The sequence below is a fragment of the Methylomonas sp. HW2-6 genome (genome assembly GCF_052474525.1).
Genome location: NZ_CP184124.1, coordinates 1,251,682 through 1,268,801, shown reverse-complemented (window position 1 = coordinate 1,268,801; position 17,120 = coordinate 1,251,682). Strand labels below are relative to the sequence as shown.

The window sequence follows — 17,120 nt, the reverse complement described above, 5'->3', positions numbered from 1 at the left end:
CGAAAACGTTTGGCTAGCGCACTGCCCTTACTGCAGCGCAACCAACACCGGCACCAAGCCTTGGCCATCTGCAAACGGCCGCAGCGCTTTACCGATGACGGTACCGAAGGCGCGTGCAGCATCGCCGGCTTTCATCGCATGGCCCGGCGTCGGTGAGGTGGTCAGCAAGTCGCCGGCGTCGATGGCACCGAATGCGGCGTCGACCTTGCAATACACCTTGCCCATTAACGCAATCGGCTTGCGCGGCTTGCCGGTGGGTTGTTTGTCCAGCACGATGCCGGGCTGGTATTGCCCGGCACCGGATACCACGCCGGCCACCCGTTTGTCGTAGGCCTGGCTGCTGGGATGCAGTGAGCCGTCGTCGCCCAATACCATCACGGTTCCGGCTTCGATATCCGCGTCGCAGATGTCGAAGTCCTCGGCGCAATCGGCGTTGAGCAGGCGAATATCGCCGTCTACGGCAATATTGCCGGCCACATGCAAGGCTTCTTCCGGGGTTTGGGTACCGATACCGACGTTACCGTTAGCGTTGATCCGCATCCGTTCCATACCGCCTTGCACGTCGTCGACCCGGAATACCAAGCCGTTTTCCAGGTTGCCGGCACGCACGTCGATAAAGCCGGATTGGTAGGTGTTGTTTATGTAGCCGCCGAACAGACGCATGCCTATCTGGCCTTGGTCGGTTATCCCGCCGAAATACAGATTGCCATGCTCGCCAGCTACAGGCGCTGGCAATTGCACATTTCCTGATCCCAGCGTCAGCCGCTGGCTGGCATGGGTTGTACCGATGCCCATATTTCCGGTCGCTTTAACCAATGAAATCCCTCTATCCCACTGCCAGTTGCCATTCGCATCGTCGCCGGTGATATGCAGAAAATCGCCACCGGCATGGGTTCTGGTGTGGAAAATATAGCGATAGCCGTTGGCGTCCGTGCCGGCCACAATGTCGGCGCTGACGTGCAGTTTGGCTTTCGGGTCGGCGGTGCCGATGCCCAACCTATCGCTGGAAATATTAAGAGAACTGCGGTTGCCGTTTTGGTCGGTCACCGCTTGAGAATTCGCGGTTAAAGGGTTATCCAATTGCAGATTGGTAGTCATTTCGTTCACCTCTGGTTGAGTATTAATCTCAGGAGTTTTGTAACGCACCGGCATTGCGCGATCTGTCGGGCGATACCGATCGCGGCGGCTGTTGCCAAACCATTTGGGCTTGGGCTTCCGCTTGCCGATGGCTGGCGATAGCAAGCGGCGTGTCTTTGGCCGCCTGTTTAAACACGAAAGCCTTGCGGGCCTCGTGGTAATCGCCACTGCCGTAAAAGTTTTCGAACATTTGGGCTAACTCTGCCTGACGATAAGCCGCCAACGGCTTTTCGGCTTCGTCGCGGCACCGGCGACCGGCTTTGGCGCCCAGTTCTTCCCGCAATAACGCGTCGTTTTCGAGACGGTGGCGTACCAAGTGTTTGACTTGGGCGACAAACAAGGCATGCGAACTATCCAGCACTTGATCGACCATACCCAGTTGCCATGCTTTCCTGGCGCTGAGCGGAATACAGGCTGTCGACAAACGCTCCGCCGCCTCCGCACCCACCCTCCTGGGCAGGAGATAAGTCCAATATTCCGAACCGTATAGTCCGCCCATGTTGCGGTAATGCGGGTTGAACACCACCCCATCCCGCACCCAAACCAGATCGGCGGCTAACGCCAGAATCGCCCCGCCAGCACCGGCGTTGCCGGCCACAGCGACGATGGTGAGCTTGTCGGGAGTCTGGATGATTTGTCTGACCAGATCGTCGATGGCGTTGATATTCAGCCAGGATTCGTCCGCCGGGTTTTGGGCGGCCTCGATGTGATTGAGGTGAATGCCGTTTGACCAGAAATCCTCACCGCCCATCAATACGATTGCTTTGACGCTTAGCCCCGCCAGATAGCGATACACTTTCAGCAGTAAACGGCATTGATCGGTACTCATACCGCCGTTGTGGCAAGTAAAGTGCAGAAAGGCCACGTCCCCCTCCAACTCGTACCATATCTCCTGTAGCGGATATTGTCGGCCCGGCTTCAAATGATCGATCGTCAGGCGTTTGACCCCGGTTGCGAACCAGCGGGCCATGCCCTGCCGTGGCGCTTGGAGCAGGTCACCCAATGCCATTGCGGCCGGCAACTTAATGCCTTTTCCGTCCGCCTGCTTTGGTTTGAGGTGGCCAATCCAGACCGCGCCGTCGATGGTGGCCCGGCAAATAGCCTGTTCGGCGATCGCCACGATGCTGCCGGGTTTACCGATGAACTGGTCGTCGGCATGGGCGTTGAACAGGTAAAACGGCTGACCGCACACTTGATCCAGTACGCCGGGACTGCCATCCGCAGCGCGAATTCTGGACACGATTTCGGCACTGCCGTGCTGTTGCCAGTCGATGGCGCGATCGCTCTGCTTCATCGCCGGGCGCAATCTGCCGGTGACGCTGGGATTGCCGTAATCCAGGGGTTCCGGGCGGAAGCTGGGAGCCTGTATGTAGCTCATGGCTTCCCACAGACACTCGACGGCGGCTTGCGTCACTTCCCGGTTGAACAGGCTACTTTTGGTGGCCGCGCGCATCGGAAACGTGCGGCTGGCCCAAATTGGCCCGGCGTCCATTTCCGCGTCGGCGGCCAGCAGGGTTACGCCCCACTCCGGCACACCTTCCTGAATGGCCCAATCCAGCGAGGACGGGCCGCGGTCGCCTTTTATGCCGGGGTGTACGATCAGACAGGTGTAGCGCTGGTAAATCGTGGCCGGAATGCGCCGGGTTAAAAACGGGCAGAGGATAAGTTCGGGATGAAACAGCTCAACCCCCTCCAACAGCCGGGCTTCGTCGCCTAAATGCAATTCGACAGAGACGTCATGGCCGGCATCGTTGAGTTCGGTAAAAAAACGCTGGGTCAGGCCTGAGAATGCTGTGGAAACTAATAAGATACGCATGGGATACTCCTGATTACTCTCGTTTCTGGCTGTCGTAGCCCATGACGCACGCCCTTCGAAAACATCAGGGTGAAACGGTATTGATGGGCGGGACAACAAACACGCCCGGCGACGGCATCGCAGCCAAACCGCCGGGCAACATCGCGGTTAACCGCCCTTGCCGATGCCGCGAATCAGCGGCCCGAAGAACTCTACGCAGCCGGCGGTCGGGCATGCGGTTTGCGCCCGATATTCCTGAGTGCGGATCGGCGTCGGCTTGGGTTGCTTGGTGCTGTAACCGCGGCCGGGGGTACCGGCCTGAACCGAGCCGACCCAAAACAGGCCCAGCCCGGCGACAGCAAGCAAACCGCGGATGGAGTGTTGTTTTAACTTAATGTTTTTCATGATAATTCTCCTAACAATATTGGATTAAGCGTTGCGGCGGCGGCCGGCCAAAGCAAGCAGAGCCGAACCGAACAGCCAGAAAGCGCCGGGCAGCGGTACCGCCGCGACGCCGATTTCGCCGGTGGTATACAGCTTGGAAAAATCCCAGCGCAAACCGTTGGCCAAGGTCGCGAAGCGAGTATCGATCCGCGTGAACTTACCGGAGCTGCTGCCCCAGTCGAACAAGTCGAACACATCGCCGGCCTGGGCCGCGAAGTTGTCCCACCACATCAGTTGCAGCACGCCGCCGAAATTGAGGTTGCCGGCTACTTGCAATTGATCGAACTGCTGACCGGCTTCGAGACCGCCGATTTCGGCCAGATACAGGTTCTCGCTGCCGAAGCTGGCGCTACCGCTGTTGGCCACCAAGGCCGGCGAATTACCCAAGGACAGGCCGCCTTCGTAATAACTGGTGCCGGTGCCGCTCAACAAGGCACCGTCGCGCACCACCACCTGGCCGAAAAACACGGCGCCGGCATCGCGCCCGACCCGCAATTCGCTGCCGGATTGCAAAGTCACATCGCCCCAGAATGCGGTTTCGCCGTTGCCGGACAGCACGATTCGGCCGGTTTTGGCGTTGGTCACGGCGCCGGTTACGCTATTGGCACCGAAACCGACCTGCAGCTGGCCGCGATTTTCCAGGCCGCCGGCAAAATCGGCGGCGGCATTTTGCAGTTGCAATTGGCCCTGATTGATCAACATACGATCGGTGTGCAAGCGGGCCAGATTGCCGCTGGCGCCGATCAATTGGATTCTGCCGGCGTTGTCGACGCTGCCGCCCACTAAGCGCATCTGCTCGCCGCTACCGACCTGCACCCGGCTGGCGGCATCGATTTGCAAGCCGCCGTCCAACGTACCGGCCCCGGTCAACGCGGCATTTTGCAGACGAGTGCCGCGCTCGGCCGCGGTATAGCCACGATTCAAATCAAACGCCACGCTTTGGCCGGCGCTACCGCTCACGACAAGACTGCGCACGCTGGCATGGGCGCTGCCCAAAATAGTGGCGTTACCGCCCGGATTGACGACAACATCGTGCGGTTGGCCGGGCGCGAAACCGAAACTGCCGAAGCCGGCGTAATTCCAGCGCGCGGCATCGTCCCAAGCCCCGTTGCCGTTACCTTGCCATTCCGGATGCAAGGTCAGTACAAAGCCTTCGGCTTCAGCCCCTTCGTGCGAACCGAAGCCGACGATCTGGCCGTAACGGTTGATGCCCAAGGCGTGGTGCAAGGTCCAGCCGTCGGCTGCCAGCCGGTTCAAGTCGTAAATCCGGCCGTTATTCCACAGCACGGCATGCATGGCGTTGTCGGTGGTGCGCGAATAGCCGACGATCTGACTGGTATCGTTGATGTCCGAAGCCCGACTGTCGCCGCCCAGACTGCCCAGGTCTTGCATCCGGCCGTTGGCGTAATGGAAGGCGTGGAGGAGGTACTCATCCGGGCTCAACGAGCTGTAGCCGACCACCTCGCCGCCGGCGTTGATCGCCAAACCTTGCCCGCTATAGCCCCCCAGGCCACCGATAGCTTGGCCGACGCCGTCGCGATACAAATGAGCAACCGAACCGAGCCCGCCCGGACCGGCCACGTAACCGGCGGCGTCGCCGCGATTGTTGATCGCACTCGCCCCAGCACCGCCGGTTTTCAGCAACGTACCGTTGCGGTAGATCACGCCTTCGGCTCTCTCGCCGCCGATCAACGTGCCGGCGATATCGCCGTGGTCGTTGATCGCCCATGACACACCTTTACGGCTATCCGTGCTCAAGCCGGTCATCTCGTTGGCGCCGTCCCGGCGGATAAAGAGCTGATTGGTATACGGATGGTCGGCATCGACATTGACCGAGGCCACGACGTCGCCCCGGTTATTGATCGCGTAAGCTTGTACCGATTTGCCGCCGACGGTGATTTCCTCGGCGCTACCGTTGCGGTAAATGTAGGAACGGGTAACGCTTGGTTCCCGGTCCTTACCGGGCAGATTGTTCAACAGCAGGATTTGGCCCTGGTCGTTGATGTCGCGGGCAACGCTGTTGCGATCACCTTGCAGACCGGTACCGGCAAAATCGTAGCGTGCCGCGGCGGCGGCCGGAACCGCCGCCAACGATCCGCCGGCCAGCACCGCCGCAACAGCCCAAGGCAGAGGTCTTATCTGAAAAATTGGGAATGACATGGTTATCTCCTGGAACAGTTCGAATCCGATTCAGCAAGGCCGGCTCAAGCCGCCTGGCCGCCGGCATCCGGATCTTCGTCGCTAGTCCAGGCTACGGTTACCGACTGAGCCGGACCCGTCGCTACCCAGCCGGCGGTCGCATTCGCGCCGCCGATCACTAAAACCGCTAACCAGAAAGCGCGACCAGCCGCGCGTTGTTTACCAACAAGTAATCTGTACATCTGAGTTCCCCCAAAACGAATGAATAAAAACCGGCGGACCTAACAGCCGCAGCCTGGGTCCGTTGGGGGATAAGGTAACAATTGCCGGTTTTAGAAGCGCCCTACGTGGGGAGGGTAGCGGGAGTGAAATATTACCTGGCGAGGGAGGCGAATATCGTTAAGTGACGGATAGTAGGAGCTGACCACGCCCGCGATCAAACGCCTGCGATCGCAGGCATGGCCTGCTCCTACAGGATGTGAACCAGCCGGTCTGTTCCTTAACTTAAGGTCATTGGGGGAGACTGGTTCGGTGACGAGAAGGGGTTGGCGTTATTTTGAAACTTACGCCATTGGATGTGGTGACTTGAAAAAACAGACTAGTTGCTAACCTTGAAACCCGTCCGTTTTCTCGCGGCCATAAGTCCTATCAATCCCGACCCGAATAACCAAGCCGCTGCCGGGACTGGCACGGCCGATACATTGGCGTTGGCAGAGGTATTCGCGGAAAAGGCATATTTCTCGCCGTCCTCAATTTGCAAAGTCACAAGTAAAGTACCTTCTTTGTGAGCGGGTAAGTCGCCGGGCAGCAAGGTCAAATATTCCTCGGCAGTTTGCGGCTGGTTTCCGCCTAAGTCGCTAAGATAAAGCGAGGCGTTAACAACTGCTTGATTAGGTGTTGCCCCGGAGGCTATGCCGGGTGACTCGATAGCCGCATCCAACACGTAATCGACCGAAAAGCTCAGGGAGCCGGTTCCGAAAACCTGGAATTCGCCGTAACGATGATTGTCCGAGCGAGCCCAGGTCGACGGAGATAAATTGCCGTCGCTGGCTTGGCTCTGCAAGCTCAAACCGGAAATCGACGAAGCGGTCGACGTGCCGCCACTAGTCAATTCGGTATGTAACGGGCTTGTCCAATCGAACGCGTACTGAAACGGATCGCCGGGTTGCGAAGTACTGGTCAGGCGAGAGACGCTATTCGACGTCAAATAGGTCCAGACAATGGTCGGAGCGGGGTCCGTGCCGTTACCGGCCAGGGTGATTTGAAAACTGCTCCAATCTATCGTCGCAGAGGCTTGGGCGAGGGCGGCGTTCGCTTCATTGTTGAATTGCAGCAAACTCAAGCCGGCGAACAACATGTAAACAGGTTTTTTAAATGTCATGGTTTTCTCCTTCGTTAAAAAAATAGCTGTTCCACTCAGTGGACAGCCGGTTGCTTATCGCTGTGGAACCCACCGGGGTGATGCCGTTTCCACATGATCGATTCGTGTTTCCTGTTATCTCGGTTCCGACCCGGAACGCGGAAACCGCGAATTGCCGGGTTGCGGCTAAAAATACCCGTAATCAATGGGCACGCGCGAATGCCTTGAATCCTCAGCCCTGGGCTTGTTCAAGGATTGGTTCTTTGCCCGGACGGCCGGCGATCTTGGATGCATATATCACCACCCGATTTTAATTCTTAACGTATCCGTTTTTTTTCAAATCCAGAATAAACCGCTCCGCCACTTGCTGAAACGTAGGCATCGGTGCGTTGGGATTTGCCGCCGAGTAAATTTGGTATTTGCCTTCTATCCCTTGCAAGATTTGGACGTCATTGGTTTGAAACGCCAAGGGATTAAACGTGGGTACAATATAAATATCGCCATTGTTTTCGCGCGACATGGCGACTTGAATGAGAGAGTTATGTAATTTGTGTTCAAGGATTCGCGGCACGAATTCGCGGATGTTCGGATCGTTTTGAGTGCGCATATAAACATCGGCGGATTGCCCAGAAGACACTATATGATCTTTCAAGCTGCCGGCGACCGTTTCCAATATTTGCGGATAAGCTTGACTTTGCGCGGGGTTATTCGAGGCGGGATACATGCCTTCCCCAGTAACAATTAAGGCTTTGATTTGACCGCCCTGTCGATTAATTCCGGCCGGAGACGTTGCGGTCAAATTATTAGATTGATCCTGTTGTTGCCTCTGCTTTTGCTGGCTCTTCATGGCTTGCTTTACCGCCATGTTATGTAACACGTTAGTCATTACAGAGGTGTCAAACCCCGCATGTACAGAACCGGATGCCACACTGGCAACAAACAACAGTATGTAATAAACGAACGACGGTCTTTTCATAATTCTCTCCCAGCAGGAATGTCAGGTTTTTGAGACTACTTTGATAACTGTGGCGTAACGGTTACCCGCAAGCGATTGTCGGAACGTAGAACGTCCAGATTCAGCGGGATATTGGGCGATGCGGCAATCAGACGCTTTATCGCCATGGTATTGTCGACAAATTTGCCATTGATCATTAGGATGACGTCTCCAGCCTTTAAACCTGCTTGGGCGGCCGGCGATTGCGAAGTTACCTGCGTGATTTGACCACCAGACTTGCCGGCCAAGTCCTGCAAGTTAACGCCGATGTAACCTTGCCCGACTTGAATGTCCGGCGCGGCTACTTGAGCGGCGCTGCTTGCGGCCACGGGACGGGCGATTTGCGCCAATTCTTCGATGCGCTTGATTTGTAGAATTCGGCAATTCACCAGGCCGGGATGCCTGAAGCCGCCGCCGTAAGTGCCTTGCATGACGACGTAATCACCCTTCCGCAACGACGCCGCTTGCGGCGGCACGACCCAACCGTTGCGGGTTTCCGGGAACTCGCAATCCGCATCGCCTGAGCCCAATTCATCGCCGTCCAAAAGAATACCGATCTCTCTGACGCGACTGACTTTGCCTACCAAAATAATGGCGCCCAACGCGGAAAAGCGCGCCACTGCGGCTACGGAATTTTCACGCTTGATCGCGTTGAATTGGTCCACGGTGAAAACATTGGCAGGAAGCGCCGGTGCTGCGGGGGCGCTGATTGCCGGTGCAGCGGAGGCCGTGGCGGTTAACGGAACGGATGGCGGCGTTGGTGCGATTGGCTGCGGCTTGGCAGCGGCACGTTGATATGCGTCGGCCCACATGGGGCGAGATTCTTTGCTCGCGCGTTCGTGCTCAGTCCACAAGCGATCCTCTTCCTGTTCTAAACGAGCCAATTGAGCTCGATTACTCTCTGAATCCCCTTGATTACGTTGCAGTGCAACAATAAATTTGATCTGATCGATTTTTTTCTGATCCCATTTATCCAATTGGTCTGCTGATGAGGACTCAAGTATCCGGCATTGATCGAAGTGGGACGATCCCGATTCGTTACGATAATAGCCACGTACTTTAATACCATCGCCTTCCTTGAGCGCAAATACCTCTGGAGGTACAACAATTCTTGTATCCAAGGCGCAACTCACCGTTTTAAATTCGTCCGGTTCGCCATGCAGAGATTTTATCTGCATCACTAAACTAGAGTTATCAATACGATGAACTCGGCCAATAATTTTAAAAGTACCAATAGATTTGTACCGTGAGTGCGCAATGGAACCTTCGCTGCGTAAATCCGTTTGGACTGCATAGGGTTCAATTACCTTGCCGTCAGGGTCTTCCATTTGAGAAGTAGAGGGGGCATTACTGGAGGTTAGGGGAGCCACCCCAGTATAGTGTTGCATGACAACCTGCATTGTGTTCGCTCCATCAAGCGCCTCCGGCGCCCCCGAAATCCTGGTCAGCACCCGATCCTGCGTCCAGCCGATTAATGTGAATTTCACCGTCCCCTGCGCATACATGCCGTCGTCCGATAGCCGGAATTCGAATTCGCGCGGCACCGGGTCGGTGGGTAAGCTACGGCCCGTGGCCAGGTTGCCGTTCAACGTGGCGACCCCGTTGATGGCGTTGCCGGTACCGGACGCCACCCATTCCTTATCCTTCTGCACAATATTCATCACCGTGTTGTCGCTGGCGCGCCAAGTACCTGTCCACGACCAGCGCGGTTGCGCGTCGTTAAAGGTAACGCCGGCCGGTACGCGCGCGCAGCCGGCCAGGAAGACAGAGAGCGTGAACACAATCGGCAAGCCACGGAGTTTCATAAAATAGTCCTAACATACGTGCTGTAGAGATAGCGGAATAATAATCGTGCTTAACTGGTTTTGTCAGCGGCTTTTTTGTTTGCTTCAGCTAACGCCAATAGCATGATTTTGTCTGGATTTCCCGGCACCCGCCCCCTGGTTCCCACGCGCTGCGTGGGAACCAGGATTAGCCGCGTTGCGGCTAAGTCAAAGGCCGATTCAAGCTTCGCTTGGTTTGGCTTGCGGCCGATACCATTCCGGACTGGACCTAAGCGTCGACAGCCAGGGTATCGGCGCATGCGGCAGCCGCTGTTGCAAGACTTGCTCGATCGCCAATAGCCGTGTCCGGTCGATACAGGTCGGCGGCAAGGCGCGGGTTTGCCCGCTTTTATCGATTAAAAACAGGGTGGGCGGCCGCTTGTCGGCTTGGCGGGGATACGCTTGTATCTCCCAATAATCGATGTCCGGCCATTTCAGCCGCCAGCCGAATAACCAGTTGCGGCACTCGATGCCGCTTCCGTCCACCCGTACCCGCCGGGAAAGCGGCAAGCCGACGAAGATAAGAAAAAACGCCAACATAACCCCGAGGCTTACGCCGCCGAAGGGGTAATAGCGGAGCCCGAATAAAACCGTCAGCACTGCGGACAGACTGTAAAGCTTGATGCGTACCGAGTTCAGCAGGGTGTAAGTCATATTAACGGCTCCGTTAGCGGTGAGCGACAATCGGCACAGGGTAAGGCGCCGGCTTTCGAATCGGGTTGTAGCGCCAAAGAACCCATTGCCGCCAAGGCGATAAACCAAACGGCAATGAGCGGCAACCTGGAGTCTCGGTCATTTTGCATGCAGCGTTGCGGCTGTTTGGGATGATAGAGCACCGGCACACTGTCGCCGAGGTTGATCGTTTCGTAAAAATGAAAGTCTTGGCCGCAATATAGGTTTTCGTTAACCCGATAGGCCACTTCGGCACGATAAGTAATTCTGATCTGATCCCCGCTAGTATCGACAGACGGGCCGGAACGGCGAATCACCCAACCGTGTGTTTGATGCCATGTCCGCAAACGGTATAAATACCGCAACGCATAAAAACAGATTACCGAGGCGGGCGTCGCCAATAACAGCGGCAAAAAATACGGCTGTTGAGACAAGCCCGAGGCAGTGACCAAGATGTTTAAAATAATCAGTTCCATGCTTACACCTACCATTTGCGTCGACGATTTTTTATACCCATAACGCGAATGCCAGCGCCCCCAAAGCCGGATATACCAGACAAACGCCGCCAAAAACGGCCATGCCCAATTCGACCCAGACGATAAATTCAAGCGGCGGCCGCTGTGAACTCTCCGCCGCATAAAATGCCGGACGGGTTGCGGCGACCGCCAGCAATGCCAACAATACGAGAGCTAAAATCGGCGAGGCCTGCTCGACGCCGGAGCCGGCCGCCCAGCCGGCGAGCGTTAACCCCAGCCAAGCGGCGCCGCTACCCAGCGTCGCGCCCAACAAAAACGCCAGGCATACCATCCCGCCGTTTAATCCGGCATGTGCTGAGGCTGGTTCGCTCATGCCCGGAGTGTCGCCGCGGCCGGTTAGGCTGTGTTTATGCTTGCTTATCATGCGGTTAACCTCGTTGCCGATTGCGGTTTATCCCGATGAAATCAGCGCGGCATGCCGGTTACTGCTAGCCGCGCATATCCAAGGGTTCGTTAGTTTTCGTAAGACTCGGAAGACTCATCTTCTTTTTCGAGATTATGTTTTCCGGTCGGTCCGGCTCCGCTGCCACCGGAACCCAAGCCGGCTTCGGCGCCGTCTGCGGATTCGTTGCCATTGCCCAGGCCTGCGGCATCGGCGATCGTGTTTTGCAAGTCTTCGCCGGCAATGCCGGGGCCGTCCAGTGCATCGGCGGCTTGCCTGAGTTCGCCGGCCAATACGCCGTTCACCCCATTCAAGTTATCCGCAGCGGAACGAAATAAGTCGGCGGCTTCGCTCGAACTCATGGTGCCGTCGCGCAAACCCAGCAAGGCCGCCGTCATGAAATATTGGCCGAGCACCGGGTCAGCGCCTTCGGCTGACGCCGCCGTGATGTTGGCGAATAACAAAATGGCACTTAGTAAAATTGACTTGTTCATATTGACCTCGTAATCAAACTGTAAAATCACGCGATGGAATAGCAATAAGCGTCAAATTTGGCCTATCGAATGGTGGATCACTTTCCGTCCTTGATGAGCTCGCTACGATCCACGGGAAAAACTCGTACCCAATCGGACTTAGAGGGGGGAGTAACCGGTGGAGGGGGCGGAGGCGGTAGCGTTGCGTTCTGCTCTTGAATAACTATCGCATTCGGATTTTGCGAAATGCCGTTGACGTTACACGACGGATCGTAGGTTTTTGCCGATTCATCGTATCCGGGAGGCGAGACAAGGCCGCAAATGGTCATATTGTTGCTCGGTAAGCGGATAAGCGTGGCGGTGGTGTCGCCGGCGTTGGTCGTATCCTTGTAACAACTTGAATTAATCTCGTAGGCGACGGGAACCCATGGTGGGGTGCCGACCCCAAGAATACCGCAGACAGAGAGGCGGTCGCGGGGTAGATCGTATAACGTGGTGTTGATGCCGCTGCCGTAGTCTCTGCATTCAAACGAGTTGTAGTGGCGAACCGGCACGTAACCAGCGGGTATGTTGAGACTGATTCCACAACGAGACAATTGGGCATTACTGCCACCCAAGCCCGGCAGACCGTTATAATCGACTTCCACCGCCGTCAAATCGTTTGCCGAAGCCATGGCCGGCAGGCAAACTAAAAGGCTGAATAATCCGATTTTCATAATCACCTCGCGAATTCCGTTAACAGTAACTGAACAGCCCATCGACATTGCGCACGGGCTAGTGAGCGGCGCGAATTCAAAACTCGGTCGTTTTTTTCGCGTCGCACTGTTGTTTTCAAGATGGAATCAGGGGTTTGATGCGTAGGTTGGCAATTTTTTGCGATTGGTTTGAGAGTGAACAACGTTGCCGCATTTATTGATCCGGCATTAAATTCTGTTCGTCTTTATGCCTTGAGGATGCTGAGCGTATCGGGTTCACCACACTAGGCTTCGACAAGTTCAATCCGAACGGAAAACCAGGAATAAATAGGGCCGGGTTGATAAGCGGCCGACTTATCTTTCAACACGCAAAAACATAAGCGGAGTTATTGGTGCTACCGCTGTAATTTCTTGTACAAGCTCCCCGGCGATGACCATCATGGTCAAATAGATTAATTTAACCGCAATAGGGTGACTGCGGTTTACTGCACTGCCCAGAATTACGGCTACAGCCCCGGTAAATGAAAGGTCGCTTGGTATGGGTAACGCATAAATCTCGGACCCAGGCCTGGCTCCGTCTTAACCTTAAGGAAAACTGCCATGACATCAACCATCGTTCGCTCGCTAGCCGCCACCATCGTGTTGTCCTTGACGGCGTGCGCTCCGGCCTCCCGGCCCATTGCGATTTCGGAGGCACACCGTAAAGTGCTGCCGACCGAGGAAGCGCATCAAATTTCGTTTTTAATTCGCGATGTACTCGGTAGCCGGAGTAAAAGGCAAGATGTTCAGGATTTAATGTATCAGCAATTCCAGGCCAAGCAGTTTAAGACCCGCAAAGAGACAATGGCTGCGATACCAGCCGGTGGGTCCAATCCGATACGGAATATGGCCGAAGACGCCAGTTTCGTCGGGGCGGTGGCCACTGGCGCACCGTTGTCCCCGGCCGGAATGGACGTCAGCACTGGCATCGGAATGGCGGGATTGGCACTGAGCCTGTTAACACCCTCTGCAAAGCCGGCCGACTTGTATAAAGTGTATGGCCGCTTGTATATGGACGAGAGCTATGCCAATTCACTCAGCATCCCGGTCACTGCTCGCTTGGATATGATTCGCCGCTTCGAAACCGCTGTGCGGCAAGCCGGATTGACGGCGACGTGCCAGGATAACTGCGGCGATGACAAAAACGTACGCTGGCGGGTGTATAGCCTGACGGGTGGCGCCGAACCGTTGTGGGCTGTGTTGCGTCTCGCCGATATGGAGCCGGCGCCCCGCGATCCCGCGCGCGACGAAATCTTAGGTTACCCGGTAATTTTGCAAAGTGCCACGGACAAAGACGATAGCGTGGCCACTGCCCACAGCCTGGTAATCCGCCGGGCGCCACCGGTATCGGCCACCTTCGATCCCGCGAATCAGTTTCAGGATGCGGGACAAACCGCGTGGGATAACCCGAAAGCTCGTCAAGTCTTGCGCGGCATGACGGCCGACGGCCATTGGTTATTCGCTTGGTGTCTCAGTGAAGGACAACACCTCGCAGCCTGGAAAGGGCGATTATTCGCGATATCGCAGCCGAGCTATTGGGTGGACATCCGAAATTCTATCGACTATGAAATTCTGGATTAACATCTCCCCATCATGAATGGAAAAGACCTCCAAGACGATCAAGCTTGTAGGTAAAAACTGCACTGCATCGCTCGACCGGTGCGGCTCGTAAATTCAACACGGCCTGCATTTTAGCCTTAGCGCCTTCTGACAGCTTTTAACCGCTAACGAGCATTCCTCCCAGCCCAGTTCTACTGGCGAGATTTAAAAATTGCGATCGGCCTGATTTCCAACGCTAAAATGCAAATAGCTCCCGCCGTTTAATAAGTAATCGGCGATTCCCCCTAGCGGCCGAACAATACAAATGCCGCCCAATACGCCGGATGGCTGGCTGCCTCGTTTCGCTGCATCCGGCTTTGCAACCAAGCCAGTTTGGCGTTGCGCAAGGCCGCATCGACGGCTACGCCTTGTTGCAGTTGGCGGTAAAACAACTCCATTATTTCCCGGGTGCTCGCCGAGGGCACTTGCCACAACGAGGCGACCAGATTGCGCGCCCCGGCTTTCATGAAGGCGCGCGCCATGCTCAACGTGCCTTCGCCGACGATGTAACTGCCTTCGCCGGTTTCGCAGGCGGACAATACCGCCAGCTCGGCGTTGAGATGCAAGCGCTCGACGTCGCTGGCCACCAGAAAGGTGTTGCCGCCGTTTTCCTCGGCCAATATTAGCGCGGGCTCCCAAATGCCGGGTATGGTCCCGCCCAGGATGCCATGAGTGGCGAAATGCAGATAACCGTAGCGGCTAAAGTCAATCCGTTTGAGTTGGGATTCGCTGGCGTCGGCACCCAAAAGCAGTTGTTTTTCGACGCGCGGAAACGCGGCGGCGACGGCTCGCACTTCGGCACGGGTTTCCGGCAAAGGCCTGGCTTGCAGCCTGTCGTCCCAAAACCGCGAATTGTTCCCTGGCTCAGCCGCATCGGCGGTACCGGGTCGGGCGTGGTACTTAGGGTCGCCCAGCGCAAACAAGGCGGCCGGCGTGGCGGCGCGTTCGCGGTCGCCGGCCAATAGTTTCAACGACGGTGCGGTACGGATTGCGTAGTCTTGGATCAAGGGCCGATAAAGATCGGAGCTCAAGCTCAATACGTCGAACGGGATGCCGTTCAGCGCGCCGTCGGTCAAGACCAACAACTGCTTTTTATCGGCTAGCACCGAAGCGGCCGGTGCCAGCAGAAGCTTGCCCACTTGGGCCAGCTTGCCTTGCAGAGTGACGGCGTTAGAGGTTTCGTCCGCCAACGCATCGGCAATCTCGCCCAGGGTTTGGTTAAAACCGGCCGCGTCAATTGGATTGATAGCGACGACGTGGCGCTGGTTGTCGAAACCCAGCAAGACCCAATGTTTGTCCATCACGGTGTAAATCAATACCGCTTGATCGGAACCCAGCCGAGTTTTGAGCGCCTGCAAGTCGGTGGCGGACAAGGCTTGGTCCGGCGCCAACACATCGCCCAGTTGACGAGCGCGCAATTGGTCGGCCGCGATCAGCGCCGCGAAAAAATCCGCTTCCCGCTGGGTTTGTTGGGCGTGTTTGGCCGCTAGCCTGAGCAAACCCCAATACGGCGCGCGCAGATTTTTTTCCCGAAACAGGATCGCCCGGTCGGCCAGCGGAATATTGCGGCGCATCGGTTCGAACGCGGTCACGGCATGGGTGAAGGCGGCTTGGGCGCGATCGTTGTCGCCGGAGGCTTCGTAGGCCAGCCCCAAATACGTCGGGTAACGGGTGCGGCTGGCCTGATTCCAGGTTTTGTCGGAATTTTCTCCCTGTGCTATGCACTGTTCGAGCGCGGCAATCGCCTCGACATAATGTCCCGCCGCTAGCTCCACCCCGCCGCTGGAGCAGGTCTGCTGTTGCTCCAATAGAGATTTGATGCCGGGCGCTAACGCTACCAACTCGTCGCTATCGCTTTTGGCCGATGCCAAACCGGCATAGGCATTGTCCAGGTCGCCGACCTCGGCGAATGCGATGACCGCGGCTTGCTCGACCGGCGCCTTCAAGGCCGGATGCTTCCGGATTTTGGCCGCCACGTCCCGATAGATTTCGGCCAGTTGCGCCCGGTCACCGCGCGATGCGCCGATTTGTAGCCACAGCGTCATCATTTGGGTATAGCTACCTGCCGCATCGTAGGGTACTTGTTCCGGCTGGTCCGACCCAACCATGTGGTTGGTGCCGTCGCTAAGACTGAATTTTTTGCCGTGTTGGAATGCCTCGAACAATTGCGCCGCGTTGCTGTTGACGTAGGCTTCCCATTCCGCTCGCGGCAGATTTTTTTGCCGGATGTCGGTTTTGATAAATTGCACGAATTCTTTAGCCGTCGCCCGTTGGCTGGGCAGGGCTTTCAACAGTTCCACCGTCAATTGATCGAACACGTCCGCCACGGCAAACTCGCAATGTGCGGCGTTTGCGCGGGCTTGTCGCAACAGACGCTCGGCTTGCCGGTCCGCCCCGACGATGTAGTGATAAAACCCTAACAAGGTTTGTACGCGGGCCAGCGGAAAATACTCGCCCAGGCGTTCTCTCAGAGGCAGTTCTTGCAGCAGCCACGGTACGCCGTAGCCAATGCGAGCGGTTACGAAATAGTAATTGGCAAGTTCATGATGAAAATCGGCCGTCAATTGGGTGTCGGCAAACGCGAATTTTGCCACGCCTTCGGCGTGAACCTGTTGCGCCCGGTTATCCGATTCGGCTGTTGCGCCGCGCAGTTGTGCGCAAACCCCCAATCGCTGCAAAAACAATAGGCGAACCTTGGTAGCCATATAACCGGGGTGCGGCTGCCGCGGAATTTCGGCATACAACACCTCGGCTGCGCCGCAAAAATCGCCGGCCAGAGTGAGGGCATCGACTTGCTGCAAGGCAGCGTTCTCATTGCCACTGGTCGGTTGCCCGGCGCAACCGGACAGCGTCAGCATCAGCCCGCTCACCAGCCAGGGCACGAGACGATTTACCCGGCCGTAAAATAGCCGTTCATGTTTATGCTCCGCAGCTACCGTGCCGGGACGGGCCGCCTCAGGCTTGGACCGGCTCAGCCCACGCCAAAGAACGGTAACAGCAAACACCGGGTTAATCGTCATGGCAGCTCCCGG

The 17,120-nt window shown here is 56.7% G+C and carries 15 protein-coding genes; 1 reads left to right on the top strand and 14 read right to left on the bottom strand.

Features of this window, described 5'->3' with window-relative positions; genetic code table 11:
* Nucleotides 1-27 precede the first annotated feature (27 nt).
* From ACH518_RS06845 to ACH518_RS06785, 13 genes are all read right to left on the bottom strand, one after another.
* Nucleotides 28-1,098, bottom strand: coding sequence for a hypothetical protein (locus ACH518_RS06845; RefSeq protein ID WP_445372354.1), 1,071 nt, complete (start codon nucleotides 1,096-1,098; stop codon nucleotides 28-30).
* A gap of 28 nt (nucleotides 1,099-1,126) precedes the next feature.
* Complete coding sequence (locus tag ACH518_RS06840) at nucleotides 1,127-2,953, bottom strand: hydrogenase maturation protein (RefSeq protein ID WP_445372353.1); 1,827 nt, start codon at nucleotides 2,951-2,953, stop codon at nucleotides 1,127-1,129.
* A 147-nt stretch (nucleotides 2,954-3,100) separates the two neighbouring features.
* Nucleotides 3,101-3,337 (bottom strand): hypothetical protein, encoded by a 237-nt coding sequence (locus tag ACH518_RS06835; RefSeq protein WP_278209690.1) that lies wholly within the window; start codon nucleotides 3,335-3,337, stop codon nucleotides 3,101-3,103.
* A 24-nt stretch (nucleotides 3,338-3,361) separates the two neighbouring features.
* The gene (locus ACH518_RS06830; RefSeq protein WP_445372352.1) at nucleotides 3,362-5,536 is read right to left on the bottom strand and encodes a hypothetical protein; all 2,175 of its coding nucleotides are present in this window, start codon (nucleotides 5,534-5,536) and stop codon (nucleotides 3,362-3,364) included.
* Between the two features lie 44 nt (nucleotides 5,537-5,580).
* Nucleotides 5,581-5,757 carry a hypothetical protein gene (locus tag ACH518_RS06825; protein WP_445372351.1) on the bottom strand — a complete coding sequence of 59 codons (177 nt, stop codon included), beginning with the start codon at nucleotides 5,755-5,757 and terminating at the stop codon, nucleotides 5,581-5,583.
* Nucleotides 5,758-6,113: 356 nt separating this feature from the next.
* Nucleotides 6,114-6,896: a VPLPA-CTERM sorting domain-containing protein gene (locus ACH518_RS06820; protein WP_445372350.1), complete on the bottom strand. Its 783-nt coding sequence runs from the start codon at nucleotides 6,894-6,896 to the stop codon at nucleotides 6,114-6,116.
* Between the two features lie 289 nt (nucleotides 6,897-7,185).
* Nucleotides 7,186-7,851, bottom strand: a complete 666-nt coding sequence (locus tag ACH518_RS06815) for a hypothetical protein (protein ID WP_445372349.1) — start codon at nucleotides 7,849-7,851, stop codon at nucleotides 7,186-7,188.
* A 35-nt stretch (nucleotides 7,852-7,886) separates the two neighbouring features.
* Nucleotides 7,887-9,674 (bottom strand): PDZ domain-containing protein, encoded by a 1,788-nt coding sequence (locus tag ACH518_RS06810; protein ID WP_445372348.1) that lies wholly within the window; start codon nucleotides 9,672-9,674, stop codon nucleotides 7,887-7,889.
* A gap of 198 nt (nucleotides 9,675-9,872) precedes the next feature.
* Nucleotides 9,873-10,346 carry a hypothetical protein gene (locus ACH518_RS06805; protein ID WP_445372347.1) on the bottom strand — a complete coding sequence of 158 codons (474 nt, stop codon included), beginning with the start codon at nucleotides 10,344-10,346 and terminating at the stop codon, nucleotides 9,873-9,875.
* Nucleotides 10,343-10,840, bottom strand: coding sequence for a hypothetical protein (locus tag ACH518_RS06800; RefSeq protein ID WP_445372346.1), 498 nt, complete (start codon nucleotides 10,838-10,840; stop codon nucleotides 10,343-10,345). The genes ACH518_RS06805 and ACH518_RS06800 overlap by 4 nt, the downstream gene beginning before the upstream one ends.
* Nucleotides 10,841-10,871: 31 nt before the next feature.
* Nucleotides 10,872-11,264: a hypothetical protein gene (locus ACH518_RS06795; RefSeq protein ID WP_445372345.1), complete on the bottom strand. Its 393-nt coding sequence runs from the start codon at nucleotides 11,262-11,264 to the stop codon at nucleotides 10,872-10,874.
* A gap of 89 nt (nucleotides 11,265-11,353) precedes the next feature.
* The gene (locus tag ACH518_RS06790) at nucleotides 11,354-11,776 is read right to left on the bottom strand and encodes a hypothetical protein (RefSeq protein WP_445372344.1); all 423 of its coding nucleotides are present in this window, start codon (nucleotides 11,774-11,776) and stop codon (nucleotides 11,354-11,356) included.
* A 77-nt stretch (nucleotides 11,777-11,853) separates the two neighbouring features.
* Nucleotides 11,854-12,471, bottom strand: a complete 618-nt coding sequence (locus ACH518_RS06785; protein WP_445372343.1) for a hypothetical protein — start codon at nucleotides 12,469-12,471, stop codon at nucleotides 11,854-11,856.
* A 579-nt stretch (nucleotides 12,472-13,050) separates the two neighbouring features.
* On the opposite strand from ACH518_RS06785, the gene ACH518_RS06780 reads away from it, so the two are divergent.
* Nucleotides 13,051-14,070, top strand: coding sequence for a hypothetical protein (locus tag ACH518_RS06780; protein WP_445372342.1), 1,020 nt, complete (start codon nucleotides 13,051-13,053; stop codon nucleotides 14,068-14,070).
* Between the two features lie 263 nt (nucleotides 14,071-14,333).
* Here the strand turns inward: ACH518_RS06780 and ACH518_RS06775 are convergent, their stop codons facing one another.
* Complete coding sequence (locus ACH518_RS06775; protein WP_445372341.1) at nucleotides 14,334-17,108, bottom strand: CHAT domain-containing protein; 2,775 nt, start codon at nucleotides 17,106-17,108, stop codon at nucleotides 14,334-14,336.
* Nucleotides 17,109-17,120 lie beyond the last annotated feature (12 nt).